The organism is Aneurinibacillus uraniidurans (assembly GCF_028471905.1).
GTDB classification, from domain to species: Bacteria; Bacillota; Bacilli; order Aneurinibacillales; family Aneurinibacillaceae; genus Aneurinibacillus; species Aneurinibacillus uraniidurans.
Window position 1 is genome coordinate 3,160,752 of the sequence record NZ_CP116902.1, and the last position, 14,249, is coordinate 3,175,000.

Below are 14,249 nucleotides of genomic sequence, written 5' to 3' on the forward strand. Positions count from 1 at the left end.
AATATGGAGTAAGGAGATCAAACTTTCATGGAATGGAGAGAAGTGAAATGCTGAAAAAAGTAGGAGGAGTTCTCATTCTTTTTCTTGTGCTGTTTTCGAGCTCGCTATCAGCTGCTCCAGCCAAAGAAACGAAGCAGGCTGCCTTTATTAAAAAAGTATACACTAAACAGGGGAAAACATATATAACCGTCGATTACGTTGATTTTCTGCGCGGAGAAGCAGCAGCACGTGCGATGCGAGAAGCCGGGGAATGCAATGATATGGATGAAGAATGCTATCCAGTAGATGATTATTACATCCGTAATGTAAACCCGCAGCTGCGAACATTCCAACTCAGCAAAAATGTTCCGATTTATGTACAAAAACTGCATTTTACATACGACTCCCCTGTAGATATGTATAACAAATACACACCAGCTTCTTTTAAAGCATTATCTACCTCCTCAAAGAGCTATATTGTTACAGACGTGCCTTATTGGCTTACATTACAAGGAAATACCATTACAAAAATCCAAGAACAATTTATCCCCTAAAATAAAAATAGATTGCTGGCTATATGCGGCCAGCAATCTATTTTTGTATAAGCCTACTGCATCATCGTCGGCAGCCACAGTGAAATTTGTGGTACCAGCACAAGGAAAGCAAGCACGAGAATAAACAGAACGATAAACGGAGCAACTCCACGCACCACTACTTCGAGCTTCTCTTTAGCAATTCCACCCACTACGAACAAGTTCAGGCCCACAGGTGGTGTAATCATCGCCAACTCCATATTTACCGTCATGACAATCGCGAAGTGGATCAGGTCAATGTTCAGATGCTTCAGGATCGGCAGTAAGATCGGCAGCGTAATTAGAATGATGGATACAGCTTCCAGGAACGTTCCCATAATAAAGAACAAGACATTTACGATAATAAAGAATACCCACTTATTCATATTACTTTCCGCAATCCACGCACCTACCCCCTGCGGCACCTGTTCATTTGTCAAATACAAGCCAAACAAACTCGCTGCAGCCATGATCAAAAAGATCATGGACGTAATGCTTATCGTCTCAACTAAGATCGGACGCACATCTTTAAGTCCCATCTCTCGGTAGATGACAACCGAAACAATCAAACCATATACAACCGCGATAACAGCTGATTCCGTTGGTGTAGCGATCCCGGTATAAATACTCCCAAGAATAAGAATAGGCAAGAATCCACCCCAAAGCGCTTTAATGGTAGATTTCATCCGAACTTCCATAGATGCTTTCTCATCTTTACCATATCCATACTTGCGGGCATAATAAATCGCTGAAACAATGAGTACACCACCAAGCAATAAACCAGGAATAACACCGGCCATAAACAGCTTACCAATCGATTCCTCCGCTGTAATCCCGTATATAATAAGTGGAATGCTTGGCGGAATAAGAATGCCGAGTGTACCGGACGCTGCCACGAGACCCATCGCATACTTTTTATCGTATCCTGCACTCACCATTGCCGGGATCATGATCGAGCCAATTGCTGCTGCCGTGGCTGGGCTCGAACCAGAGATCGCCGCAAATATCATGCAAGCAAGAACCGTTACCACAGATAGGCCACCCGGCAGATGACCAACCCATGTGCGGAGCGATTCAATCAAATACTTGGAAATCCCACCACGAGCCAGAATCACACCAGCTAGTACGAATCCTGGGATGGCCATAAGCGGGAACGAGTCGAGCGCGGAGAACATCCGCTGCGGCACCATATTCATATTGAAATTTGACTGCAGTAGCACAAAAATCGTAGAAAGCGAGAGACTGATGGCAATCGGTACACGCAAAATCATCAGCACGATGAAAATACTAAACAAAGTGAGTGTCATTCTGCTCCTCCTTTCCACTGACCACATCCGAATTTCTCATCAGAGACTGTACAAGCCGCTCAATAAAGCGCAGCAAAAACATAACGCCGCTAATCGGCAGAATTAAATAGACAAGCCACATGGGAATCCCTACATCCATCGATACCATGCCAGATGTATACCGCTTGGCTACAAGTAAATACCCGTAGTATGTAAAAAAAATACAAAATAGCACACCCATTGCGCTTGAGAAAATATCCAGAAGACGTTTGCCAGCTGGCGGAAGTTTATCATACAGCATATCTACCTGAATGTGATGGTTGCCGCGCAGCGCGATCGGCACACCGAGAAGTGCACCCCAGACGATTGTATAGTTCACCACTTCTTCGACCCATGCTTTAGGTTCATTGAACACATAGCGCATAATAACTCCATAAAAGATAAGGGCAATTCCGACAGACAAAAAGGAGCCCGCCAAAATATCTTCAAGCAGATCCCAGGCTTTTTTCAATCCTTTCACATTTGTTCCCCCTTTCTAAAAAAAGGGCACTACTTGAGTAGTGCCCTCCGCTGCATTACTTCATATTTTTGATGCCGTCAATCAGCTCAGGTGTAATGATAGATTTGAACTCGCCATACACCGGCTGGAGCGCCTTCTCAAGTTCCGCACGTTCCGCAGCTGTCAACTCTGTAATCTGCATCTTGCCAGACTTTTTAAGATTTTCAAAGCTCTTGTCATTATCTTGGCTTGCAAGCTGCCATTCGTATTCTGTCGCTTCTTTCAGTGCTTCTTCTACTTTTGTGCGAACATCTTGCGGCATACCATCCCAGAATGTTTTGTTCACGAAGATAGCATAATCAAGACGACCATGATTACTTACAGTCAGGTATTTTTGTACTTCCTGATATTTCTGTGTGTCGATGTTATTGAATGTATTTTCCTGCCCGTCTACTGTACCCTGCTGAAGAGCGGCATACGTTTCACCGAACGGAATCGTAGCAGAGCCAGCGCCAAGTGCTTTGAACTGACCTTCTAGCACTTTACCTGCCTGCGCACGGAATTTCAGTCCTTGGAAGTCGGCAGCTGTTTTCAGCGGCTTTTTGTTGTTCGAGAAGTTTTTGAAACCGTTTTCCCAAAATGCCAGACCGACAATATCATTGCTTACGAGCTTATCACCGTTCAGCAATTTTTTCGCAAGATCACTCTTGAAGAATGCAAGTGCATGATTCCGGTCTCTAAACAGGAACGGCATGTCCACATACTGCCAGCGCGGATCAAGCTTCACCATTTTCGTAACCGACGGGGCAATCATCTGCACATTGCCCGCCACAAGTGCGTCCAGTTCATCTTTATCTCCGTATAACTGAGAGGACGGATATACTTCAACTTTTACTTTACCGCCCGTTTTCGCTGCAGCCAGCTCAGCGAATTTATCAGCTGCTTTTCCTTTCACACTATCTTTAGACGTTACATGCGAGAATTTAATAATGATTTGATCTTTTTGGTCTCCACTAGCTTTTTCTTTGGTGTCGGCCGGCTTACTTTGGCCGCCACCGCCACCACATGCAGCTAATAGCGTAACCATCACCAGTGTGATCAGTGCTGCCATCACTTTTTTCATTTGTTTTCCCCCTTTTTCCTCTTTACATTTCTTTTTGAAAAATACATAATTTTCATGGTTTATTTTATTTTCAGAAATATAAAGATACAATTTTTGTACATTTTGTTTATATTTTGTTCATTTAGTTCACGCTTTACAGTATAAGCAAATAGAAAGCACCGCTGTTTTTACATAGCGGTGCTTATCCTTTCGGAAGTTTGATATGAAATGTTGTTCCTTTTCCTTTTTGTGAGTCAATTTCAATTTGTCCTTGATGATTTTCAATAATACGGAGACAAACCGACAAGCCAAGCCCACAACCGTTTTCTTTTGTTGTAAAAAATGGTTGTAACACCTTTTTCTTTTTCTCTTCGGTCATTCCTCCCCCCTCGTCTTGTACCCGAATGGATACAAAACCGGTCTCCTCTTCTGACAGTGCTACAATAATTTGTCCGCCGTCCGGCATCGCTTCTATTGCATTTTGTATCAAATTCAACATGACCTGCTTAATTTGCATGTCATTACATTCCAGAAAAACAGAAGTATCTGGTGCTTGATACACAATTTCTACCTTGCACAATAACGCCTGACTTTGCATGAAAACAACCATTTCACCAAGCACATTTTTTAGATCATGCTTCTGTCGTACCGTTGAGACTTCCGGTTTGGCCACTCCTACAAAATCAGTCACGAGTTTATTAATACGCGCAAGTTCGCTGCGAATAATTTCAAAGTACTGTATATCCTTATAGTCGACTGTCTCTTTTTCTTGTAGCAGCTGGATAAACCCTGAAATCGATGTAAGTGGATTGCGAATTTCATGTGCGAATCCGGCCGCTAGCTTTCCAACCGCTGAAAATTTCTCAGAGACAATGATTTGCTCCTCCAAAATTTGATTCAGCATACACAACTTCTGATTTTGTTTGCGAAGCAACAACTCACGTCCAACTGATTCCACAACAGCTAGCAGCCCCCCCAGATACATATCCGTGGCATTTTCAAGCGTTGTCAAAATAGACAGTGTTCCGGTAATACCACCTCTTCCCTCATAACAAAAAGGAACAGAGTAACAAGCAGACTCAGCAAGATATGTATGATAATGCTCATTTCCGAGAACTTTTATCGGCTTGTTATGTTCGAGCGCTAAGGATACCGTATTAATCCCCATCTCTTGTTCTCGATATACAGCACCTAGCACTAGCCCCATATGTTGCACTGATTGTAAAATCCCTTCATCCCCGTACATATCTAAAATGACAGCCTGCCCGTCTGTGACACAAAGCACCACCGGATACTTCCCAAAGAACAGAAGTTTATTTGCAAAAAAATTCGTCATTTCCAATATGTCATGGTACCGCTCTTTCCGCTCTGTCAGATCGTTAACTGCAAGTACGTTCGGTACAGGGATTATCTCCGGATCAAGCCCTCTTTGTATGCAGCGTTCCCGGCAGGCTGCAACATAAGATCTATTCATGTCAGACATACCTAACCCTCATATATGTAAATTTACAAAAGTATAATCTGCTTTCCATTATAACGATCATTTCATTACAAGGACATGTCATTTTTTCACTATATGTATGATATGATACTGAGGATAACCTGGAAAGAAAGGGAGAAAATTAGATGACGACTTTTGAAAACGTGCGTATCGCAAAAGAAGCAAACATTTATTTTGACGGGAAAGTGACAAGCCGAAACGTTCTGTTTGCAGACGGCACGAAAAAAACACTGGGCATTATGATGCCGGGAGAGTATGAGTTTTCTACTTCACTTAAAGAAGAAATGGACATCACAGCAGGGAAACTCGAATATAAACTAAACGGTCAGGATTGGCAAACGATTGACGGAAGCGGCGTATTTTATGTCCCTGCTAACGAAAGCTTTCAACTGAAAGTACATACTGTTGTTGATTACTGCTGCTCATACTTAGCAGAGTAAATGAAAAAGAGGAAGCCAACGTTCTATCGGCTTCCTCTTTTTCTTTATTCCACCGCCCAGTTTCCGTTACGGAAAATCGCTTCCCGCTTTCCATCGGCTTTCACACCATCAATATTGAGCGCAGCTGAACCGATCATAAAATCGACATGCACAAGACTTTTATTCGCGCCAAGCTCCTTCAACTCGTCTTCCGACAGCTTCGCCCCATTCTGTACATTAGTTGGATAAGCGCTTCCGATAGCTAGATGACAAGACGCATTTTCATCAAACAGCGTGTTATAAAAAATCAGATTCGAATTCGAAATCGGCGAGTCATGTGGTACAAGTGCAACTTCCCCGAGCCGCAGGGCACCTTCATCTGTCTCTAATAGGTGCTTCAGTGTGTCATATCCGGTTTCGGCTGTATACGCGACTACTTTTCCTTTTTCAAACGTCAGTGTAAAATTATCAATCACATTACCGGCATAATTCAGCGGCTTCGTACTGCGGACCGTGCCATTTACCCCATCTTTATGCGGCATCGTAAATACTTCCTCAGTCGGCATGTTCGGATTGAACCGTACTCCGTCCTGACTCACAGCTCCTCCGCCGACCCAGATATGATTTTCGACTAGATCAATTGTCAGGTTCGTGCCCGGCGCTTCGTAGATCAGCTGCTTATACCGTTTGTCATTCAAATACGTGACCCATTTCTCCAGGCTGGCATTATGCTGGCTCCACGTCTCGATCGGATCGTCTGTATGTACACGCGTCACCTGGAATATTACATCCCACAACTTTTCCATCGCCTGCTCCGTATCCAAATCGGGGAACACTTTTGCCGCCCAAGCTTCGGTTGGAATCGAGATTAGGCACCAGCATGCCTTATCTGCCATTAGATAGCTCCGGTATTTCTCCAGCGCCATTGCACTCGCTTTATTCGAAGCCGAGATACGAGCTGGATCGATGCCTTTGAGCAGTTCTGGATTTGGGGCGTAAATAGTGAGAAACGCCGCACCACCTTCAGCCATCTCTTCCAGCCCTTTTGCTTTCCACATTGGAAACTCGGTAAAGGCTTCATCCGGAGCTTTTTCATACTTGATACGAGTCAGGTTTTCATCGTTCCATTCGAGATGAACATTCTTAGCTCCCGCTTCGTATGCTTTTGATGCAATCTGGCGAACGAATTCAGCCGCAGATAGCGGAGCATTAATGACGAGCGTCTGTCCTTTTTGTACCGAAACTCCCGTATGAACAGCGAGCGCCGCGTACTTTTCTAAGTTTTGTTCCAATGAATTCATGCTTTTTCCTCCCATGCAATTGTTTCGTCGTTATGTCAGACTGCAATCTACTCACTAGATTCTCTCTACAGTTGGAATATCTGCCGGTGCCCATTTCAGCTTCGCAAGCTTATCCCGTCCGAGCCATTCCAGTTTTTCATGTTCCGCAGCAACCGGCACCGCTTCGCTATCGATCATTTTCGCATAATACGTTAACAGCCGTACCATAACAGTTGCGTATTCATATGTCACATCGGCAATAATCTCGCCTACAGTAATCTCGATCCCAAGCTCTTCCTTGATTTCTCGCTTTAGCGCAGCTTGCGGACTTTCTCCCGCTTCAATCTTTCCACCAGGAAACTCCCACATTCCGGGCAATGACATTGCTTGCGAACGAAGCGCACACAAAATCTCATTGTTCTCGTTAACAAGTACGGCTCCAACTACATCTACTTTTTTCATAATAATCCTCCTTACCTATATAAGCCACACGTTCGCCAACTGCAATAAGGGTACATCAACTCCTATTTATTGGGCAACTTATATAAAATAAACCTACATCTCAGGAGGACACGATGAACGAAAATCATTCAACAAAAACTACGCTACCACAGTTTCCAGAACCGTATTGGAGAATCGGGACTACTCTATCTCCTTTCCCGAAACTCGATCACAATATACAAGTAGAGACCGCAATCATCGGAGGTGGAATCTCCGGGATTACAACCGCCTACTTGCTGGCGAAAGAAGGAGTAAAAGTTGCAATTATCGACGCAGGTACACTCCTCAATGGAACAACTGGCCATACTACCGCGAAAATAACCGCTCAGCATGATCTCATTTATCATGAGTTTATGCAAACGATCGGGAAAGAACGGGCTGCCCTTTATTATGAAGCCAATCATCATGCACTCAACTTCATAAAAAGTACCGTAGCTGAACATAAAATCGAATGTGACCTGACTGAGGAAGATGCCTACATCTATACAAACTCCGATGAATACGTAAGCAAGTTACACGACGAGTTTACGGCGTATCAAGAACTCGGGATCGACGGTGAATATGTACAATCAATTCCGCTCTCGATTCCAATAAAAGCTGCAATCGTCATGAAAAAGCAGGCCCAGTTTCATCCCGTTGCGTACTTATCCAGACTTGTCCAATTTATCATAGACGCAGGCGGCTCCCTGTATGAAAACACGCCAGCTGTAAATATTGAAGAAGGATTACAAACCAAAGTTATCACCAAAGATGGACATACGGTTACGTGTAACAACGCAATCATCTGCTCACACTTCCCGTTCTATGATGGAAGTGGTTTTTACTTCTCACGGATGTATGCCGAAAAATCATACGTACTCGGAATTAAAACCAAACAGGACTATCCCGGTGGCATGTATCTAAGCGCAGAAAATCCGAAGCGTTCTCTTCGCTACACGATGATGAACGGAGAAAAGCTCGTACTAGTAGGCGGCGAAAGTCATAAAACCGGACAAGGAATCTGCACGATCAAACATTATGAAGCGATACAGGCTTTTGGTGAACAAGTATTCGGCATAAAAGAAATTCCATATCGATGGTCCACGCAAGACTTGACTACTCTCGATAAAATTCCGTATATCGGGCCGCTTACTTCCGGTAATCAGAGTGTTTTTGTTGCAACTGGATACCGAAAATGGGGAATGACGAACGGAACGGTTGCTGCACTACTTCTTAAAGATTTAATCATGCAGCAGGAGAATCCGTATGCTGAGCTTTATTCCCCATACAGACTTACCGTTAACCCAAGCTTTAAAAACTTCTTCATCCAAAATGCTGATGTCGCTAAACATTTAGTGGCCGGTAAACTAGGAATGGTCTTTACAAAACCAGAAGAATTGTCTAACGATGAAGGGGCCGTTGTGACAGTGAACGGCGAACGAGCAGGGGCTTATAAAGACCAAGACGGAAAACTCCACCTTGTCGATACGACCTGTACGCATATGGGGTGTGAAATAGAATGGAATGCTGGAGACCGGACATGGGACTGCCCTTGCCATGGATCAAGATTTTCGATCGATGGCGATGTAATCGAAGGCCCAGCGGAGAAACCACTAAAAAAAGTGGAAGAAGAATAACATTGCAATGAATTCCTTACTTTCACCCAAAATCGGACGACCTTTATGGTTGTCCGATTTTACCCTAGTGAAACCTCTTTACTTTATTCTGTAAAGAGGAGGCAAGATTCTTTCACTCTAGCTACATTTCTATACATATAGAATGCTCTTTACATACATCCATCACTATATGTAAAGCGCTCAATGCTTTTGGAAATCCAGCATAAACAGTACATTGGATAACAATCTCCACTATTTCTTTTGGAGTTAATCCTACATTGAGTGCTGCGCTTACATGGACAGGCAGCTGATCCATTGCCCCCTGTGTAATAAGAGAAGACAGGGTAACAATTTCTCTTTGCTTTAAATCTAAACCTGGTCTTGTATAAATATCACCAAATGCGTTCGTAACGATAAGATGAGCCATGTCTGGATATAACTCACGTATGTGTTCTAGTATGACTATTCCATCCTTTCCAGTCATTTTCTCAAAAACTGCTAGGCCATCTTGATAGCGTCTACTTTCCATACGAAGCCTCCCTTATCTCATTTTTTACAAAATTATACACACAAATCTCTTTTTATTCAATTTCTATCTATCGAACCTGTAGATTAATGGATAAAAAACAAGAAAAATGTCTTGTTTTACATAAAAAACTATAATCAGGAACATTTTTTTACAGGAAATTACATGAATGTATTGAATATTTATTATAAGTAAATCTTACACAACAGGAGCTTGAAAATGATTAATCAAGAAAATCTTTACATACAAATATCAAAACAAAACTGTGTAAGCATGGGTCTCGATCCACATGGAATTCCTCATCCCTCAATAATCTCCAATATGGATCTTAAACAAAGAAAGAAACAGTATGACGAAATTCTTTCGACTATTAACTTTTTTGCTAAAAAAATGCTTTTTTTTGTAAAAAAACAACCTCTTGTATTCATTGTCACCGATGACAATGCAACTGTTCTTGATATGTATGGCGACGAAGCCATTATACATTTAGTAAAACAAATGGGGGTTAGTGTAGGAATTCAGTTTAATGAGGAAGAAATGGGAACAAATTCGATTAATTTAGCTTTAGGACAAAACCATCCTGTTAAAGTCATCGGTTCTGAGCATTACCATCATCATCTCAGCTATGCTGCCTGTTACACAATTCCTTTCACTTATAATAATTTCAACAATTTAAAAGGCTCATTAACTATTTTCACTGATACAGAAAATGCAAATGATATTTATCTAGGAATGCTTTCAGCTATAGTAGATTCTGTAGAACGCGAACTACTTTTACGAAAAAAAAATCAACAGCTATTCTTGTTAAATCAAATCATGATGAAAAAAACAAAGAATGGAATCATTTTGACTGATAGTGAAGGGTATATCATTGATATAAATCATTACATAGAAAGAATAACGGAACGTAAACGAAATGATCTGATAGGACTTCCTGTTACAGCTATCAAGTTTCTTGCAGAGTATATGTATGATACTTTACAACATGAACATATTCATGAAGATATTGTTATTGAATTTCAAGAAGGCACACAACAGCAAAAAACAATTTATCTCTTAGACACACTACCTATTTATGATGAAAAAAGTGCGTTAAGCGGAGCATACTGTCAAATTAGAGATATAACCGATATGAAAAACCTTGAAAAGAAAGTTATTACTTCTGAAAAGTTTTCCGTAATCGGAAAACTAGCAGCAGGCTTTGCACATGAAATACGAAATCCCTTAACCTCAATTGCAGGTTTCATTCATTTACTGAAAGAAACGCTTAAGCAAGATGATAAACACATCTATTATTTAAGTATTATTCAAAGCGAACTAGATCGTGTTAAAAAACTGGTTACAAACTTTATAGTAGCAGCTAAACCTGATACACCTATGAAAAGGGAGTGTGATATCCAAAATATAATCATAGAAATCGTTACACTGATGGAAAGCCATGCTTTATTGTGTAACGTTACAATCGAATGCAGCATGCCCACCGAACCGATTTTTCTATACATTGATGCCATGCAAATTAAGCAGGTTATTATGAATTTGATTCAGAATTCAATTGAAGCTATGTCGGATGGTGGATCCATACTGATTAGTATAGCTGAAACAAGTGATCACAACGTCGCAATCACGATCCAGGATAATGGCTGTGGAATGACCGAATCTGAATTAAATCAAATTATGAACCCATTTTTCACCACAAAAGAAGACGGACTAGGATTAGGTCTATCTATTTCCTATCAAATTATCGAAAGTCATAAAGGTTCTCTGCATGTTTTTTCAGAAAAAGGAAAAGGTACAACTTTTACTGTTATTCTTCCTAAAACTATCGAAAAGGAATGATACTGTATGACTACCATCGCATCCTCTTTCATCCATCATATAAAAAACCTTGGAGTTACCCACGTTTTTGGAATACCTGGAAAATCAATTGTACCTCTTCTTATAGAATGTGAAAAACAGTCTGTTCAGTTTATTCTATCTCGGCACGAATCAGGGGCTGGCTTTCAAGCTTCTGGATACGCTCTCAAAAACCAGTCTATTGGAGTTGCGATCGGCACATCAGGTCCTGGAGGTACAAACCTTATCACAGCTGCCGGACAAGCCAAGGCTTTTTGCCTTCCTGTTATTTTCATTACTGGGCATCCTTCGATGAAAAATACAGGAAAAGCCCTTGCTCAGGACTCAACACCTTTTGGTGCAGATATGGTTACGCTATTTGAACCCGTAACAAAATTTAGCGCAAGAGTTGAAAGAGGAGATTTATTTCCTATATATTTTGAACATGCTTTAGAACGAGCTCTTACAGGAACAAAGGGACCTGTACATCTGTCTATCCCCCTTGATGTGTTACTTGAAGAAATTATGCCGTTCGAAGTCTCTACTCAGCGAAAAGAATTTCCTCTTATTTCAGAGGGGATACATGCCGTACTTCCAATTATAAAAAAATCGCACAGACCTGTTATGATTCTTGGAAAAGGTGTTCATTCCGCACTTGCTTACGAAGAAATTCGCTCTTTTGCAGAGCATTGGAGTATTCCTGTTGTAACAACTCCAGGGGGGAAAGGAACTTTTCCTACCAATCATCCACTCTCTTTAAACAGTTTCGGGCTAGGTGGAACCGAACAGGCAGAAGTATATTTACGTTCCGGAATTGATCTAATAATCGTAATCGGCTCCAAACTAAACGACATGTCAATGGCTGGATTTACAGCTGATATGTATCCAGAGCAGGTCATTCATTTTGATTATGAACCAACTTTTATTCAGAAAACTCTCCCTGTTCCTACTTGCTTTATTCAAGGTGATATTAAACATAACATGGGCGAGCTTTTGAAGCTTACAGCATCTGAACAGCATACTCTATGTATTGATTCATATAAACAAGTCTGCGCTGCACTAGATGAAACAAAAGAGCATCCACCCCTTCCTACCACTGTATCACAGGAGAGCCCTTTTATATCGGCTGTTGAAGCGGTTCGCACACTACGTACCAGTCTCCCTGTCGATACGATTGTTTTTGGTGACGAAGGAAGTCATTCCTTTTATGCCATTCAAAATTTTGATGTTTATAAACCAGGCACCTTTTTCTTCGATGCTGCATTTGGAACAATGGGCTATTCACTAAGTTATGCGATAGGAGCAAAGGTAGCCTCTCCGACTGATACAATTGCATGTTTATGTGGAGATGGGTCTATATTTATGCATGGAACTGAGATTTCAACGGCTGTTAATGAAAACATTGCTGTAATTTTTATTGTATTTAACAATAATCGATTAGATATGGTAGACAAAGGAATGTCTAATCATTTAGGAAAATCAATAGGTACAGTATATACTACCGGAGTAGATATTAAAAAATTTTCGGAATCCCTAGGGGCTAAAGCATTCTGTTGCTATACGAACGAAGAAATTGCTTCATCTATACACCAGGCTTTGCTTCACAATGGACCTACTGTTATTGAAATTATGGTAGACCCACATGAAGTTCCTCCGACTTTACTCCGTGGATAATGAAACTATGTACTTTTTGTAAAAAGCTCGCGGGAGATTCTCGCGAGCTTTTTAGTACGCATTAATTTACATGCTTACTACTGCTATCTTGTGCTAATTCAAACCGAGCTTGTAGCTGCTCCATTTGTTGCTCCATGTCACTTACAGCTTTTTGATCCGCATTATCATGTACTTGTTCAATCGCACGATGGGCATGCTCCATTGCGTTACGGGCACTGTTCATTACTTGTTTTGCATTTGGTGTCCCTTCCAGTTGACTCACCGCATTAAATGCATTATTTAGCGATTGCTGGGCATCCAGTAATGATTGACTGTCCATTCATAAATCCCCCTTCAAACATTTCGATTCAGTGTTAGCAACACTCTCTGTCAGTATGAGGAATTTATACATATTTTATGCCCTTTTGCTTATCCTTCTGTTACACATCTCTCCTCGCAACCATGCCTATCTTTTATATACCCTAATTTTTTGCTATTTCGGCCGTCACATGCCGGACATTTTGTACTGAAAAATCCGTGTTCAGCACATATACCGCAATAAATTTCTCGACATTCATAGCATTTATAAACCGCTACCCCATCTTCATTACACGCACAGTACATACAAGTACTAAATGTTGCCGACAATGATGCTCCTCCTTTACAACTAGTATCGTATCTCTACCTATTTCCTTATTCCGTAATACGTATACACAATTGTAGTGAGAAACTAACAAAATAGCCCTGTGCTCTCTACCAATTAGAGAACACAGGGCTATCTTATTTTATAATGCGGTCGGCGAGACTCGAACTCGCACGATCATAGATCACTACCCCCTCAAGATAGCGTGTCTGCCAATTCCACCACGACCGCAAAGTCTATATAATGGGCCTAGGCTGACTCGAACAGCCGACCTCACGCTTATCAGGCGTGCGCTCTAACCAACTGAGCTATAGGCCCATGGCGGAGAAGGAGGGATTCGAACCCTCGCACGGTTTAACCCGTCTACTCCCTTAGCAGGGGAGCCCCTTATAGCCACTTGGGTACTTCTCCATTATATATAAAATGGGGCGACCGATGGGAATCGAACCCACGAGTGTCGGAGCCACAATCCGATGCGTTAACCACTTCGCCACGGCCGCCACAGAACAAAGATAATGGCGGAGGGAGCAGGATTCGAACCCGCGTGGGCTTGCACCCTAACGGTTTTCAAGACCGCCCCGTTATGACCACTTCGGTATCCCTCCGCAATATATAGAAAATATGGTAGCGGCGGAGGGGATCGAACCCCCGACCTTACGGGTATGAACCGTACGCTCTAGCCAGCTGAGCTACACCGCCATATTTAGATATAAAAATGATCGGGAAGACAGGATTCGAACCTGCGACACCCTGGTCCCAAACCAGGTACTCTACCAAGCTGAGCTACTTCCCGATATAAATGGTTGCGGGGGCAGGACTTGAACCTGCGACCTTCGGGTTATGAGCCCGACGAGCTGCCA

At 41.9% G+C, this 14,249-nt stretch carries 13 protein-coding genes and 8 tRNA genes (1 of these 21 only partly in view); 5 read left to right on the forward strand and 16 right to left on the reverse strand.

Annotation, left to right across the window (positions count from 1 at the left end; translation table 11 throughout):
• Positions 1-47 precede the first annotated feature (47 nt).
• Positions 48-533 (forward strand): hypothetical protein, encoded by a 486-nt coding sequence (locus PO771_RS15780; RefSeq protein WP_272560630.1) that lies wholly within the window; start codon positions 48-50, stop codon positions 531-533.
• A 53-nt stretch (positions 534-586) separates the two neighbouring features.
• Here the strand turns inward: PO771_RS15780 and PO771_RS15785 are convergent, their stop codons facing one another.
• From PO771_RS15785 to PO771_RS15800, 4 genes are all read right to left on the reverse strand, one after another.
• On the reverse strand, positions 587-1,858 hold the full coding sequence (locus PO771_RS15785; protein WP_272560631.1) for a TRAP transporter large permease: 1,272 nt from the start codon (positions 1,856-1,858) through the stop codon (positions 587-589).
• Positions 1,839-2,357 carry a TRAP transporter small permease gene (locus PO771_RS15790; RefSeq protein WP_272560632.1) on the reverse strand — a complete coding sequence of 173 codons (519 nt, stop codon included), beginning with the start codon at positions 2,355-2,357 and terminating at the stop codon, positions 1,839-1,841. The genes PO771_RS15785 and PO771_RS15790 overlap by 20 nt, the downstream gene beginning before the upstream one ends.
• A gap of 55 nt (positions 2,358-2,412) precedes the next feature.
• Positions 2,413-3,459, reverse strand: coding sequence for a DctP family TRAP transporter solute-binding subunit (locus PO771_RS15795; protein WP_272560633.1), 1,047 nt, complete (start codon positions 3,457-3,459; stop codon positions 2,413-2,415).
• Between the two features lie 181 nt (positions 3,460-3,640).
• Positions 3,641-4,912 carry an ATP-binding protein gene (locus tag PO771_RS15800; RefSeq protein WP_272560634.1) on the reverse strand — a complete coding sequence of 424 codons (1,272 nt, stop codon included), beginning with the start codon at positions 4,910-4,912 and terminating at the stop codon, positions 3,641-3,643.
• 152 nt (positions 4,913-5,064) lie between these two features.
• Here PO771_RS15800 and ppnP point away from each other — a divergent pair, with 152 nt between their 5' ends.
• Positions 5,065-5,379, forward strand: coding sequence for a pyrimidine/purine nucleoside phosphorylase (ppnP, locus tag PO771_RS15805; RefSeq protein ID WP_096467238.1), 315 nt, complete (start codon positions 5,065-5,067; stop codon positions 5,377-5,379).
• A 44-nt stretch (positions 5,380-5,423) separates the two neighbouring features.
• Here ppnP and PO771_RS15810 read toward each other — a convergent pair whose 3' ends face one another.
• Together PO771_RS15810 and PO771_RS15815 are read right to left on the reverse strand one after the other, a co-directional pair.
• Positions 5,424-6,659 carry an aminopeptidase gene (locus tag PO771_RS15810; protein ID WP_272560635.1) on the reverse strand — a complete coding sequence of 412 codons (1,236 nt, stop codon included), beginning with the start codon at positions 6,657-6,659 and terminating at the stop codon, positions 5,424-5,426.
• 54 nt (positions 6,660-6,713) lie between these two features.
• Positions 6,714-7,100, reverse strand: coding sequence for a (deoxy)nucleoside triphosphate pyrophosphohydrolase (locus PO771_RS15815; protein ID WP_422664959.1), 387 nt, complete (start codon positions 7,098-7,100; stop codon positions 6,714-6,716).
• Positions 7,101-7,213: 113 nt separating this feature from the next.
• Between PO771_RS15815 and PO771_RS15820 the strand changes: the two genes are divergently transcribed.
• Positions 7,214-8,755, forward strand: coding sequence for an FAD-dependent oxidoreductase (locus PO771_RS15820; protein WP_272560636.1), 1,542 nt, complete (start codon positions 7,214-7,216; stop codon positions 8,753-8,755).
• 121 nt (positions 8,756-8,876) lie between these two features.
• Here the strand turns inward: PO771_RS15820 and PO771_RS15825 are convergent, their stop codons facing one another.
• Positions 8,877-9,263: a carboxymuconolactone decarboxylase family protein gene (locus tag PO771_RS15825; RefSeq protein ID WP_272560637.1), complete on the reverse strand. Its 387-nt coding sequence runs from the start codon at positions 9,261-9,263 to the stop codon at positions 8,877-8,879.
• A gap of 216 nt (positions 9,264-9,479) precedes the next feature.
• Between PO771_RS15825 and PO771_RS15830 the strand changes: the two genes are divergently transcribed.
• Positions 9,480-11,096, forward strand: a complete 1,617-nt coding sequence (locus PO771_RS15830) for an ATP-binding protein (RefSeq protein ID WP_272560638.1) — start codon at positions 9,480-9,482, stop codon at positions 11,094-11,096.
• 6 nt (positions 11,097-11,102) lie between these two features.
• Positions 11,103-12,767 (forward strand): thiamine pyrophosphate-binding protein, encoded by a 1,665-nt coding sequence (locus tag PO771_RS15835; protein ID WP_272560639.1) that lies wholly within the window; start codon positions 11,103-11,105, stop codon positions 12,765-12,767.
• Between the two features lie 61 nt (positions 12,768-12,828).
• Here the strand turns inward: PO771_RS15835 and PO771_RS15840 are convergent, their stop codons facing one another.
• From PO771_RS15840 to PO771_RS15880, 9 genes are all read right to left on the reverse strand, one after another.
• The gene (locus tag PO771_RS15840; protein ID WP_272560640.1) at positions 12,829-13,086 is read right to left on the reverse strand and encodes a hypothetical protein; all 258 of its coding nucleotides are present in this window, start codon (positions 13,084-13,086) and stop codon (positions 12,829-12,831) included.
• Positions 13,087-13,537: 451 nt separating this feature from the next.
• Positions 13,538-13,620: transfer RNA gene (locus PO771_RS15845), tRNA-Leu, on the reverse strand.
• Between the two features lie 13 nt (positions 13,621-13,633).
• Positions 13,634-13,707 (reverse strand) — tRNA-Ile (locus PO771_RS15850).
• A gap of 1 nt (position 13,708) precedes the next feature.
• Positions 13,709-13,800, reverse strand: a tRNA-Ser gene (locus PO771_RS15855).
• Positions 13,801-13,813: 13 nt separating this feature from the next.
• A tRNA-His gene (locus tag PO771_RS15860) sits at positions 13,814-13,889 on the reverse strand.
• A gap of 16 nt (positions 13,890-13,905) precedes the next feature.
• Positions 13,906-13,994, reverse strand: a tRNA-Ser gene (locus tag PO771_RS15865).
• A gap of 17 nt (positions 13,995-14,011) precedes the next feature.
• Positions 14,012-14,088, reverse strand: a tRNA-Met gene (locus PO771_RS15870).
• A 20-nt stretch (positions 14,089-14,108) separates the two neighbouring features.
• A tRNA-Pro gene (locus PO771_RS15875) sits at positions 14,109-14,182 on the reverse strand.
• Positions 14,183-14,189: 7 nt separating this feature from the next.
• Positions 14,190-14,249: transfer RNA gene (locus PO771_RS15880), tRNA-Met, on the reverse strand; it runs 16 nt beyond the window's last position.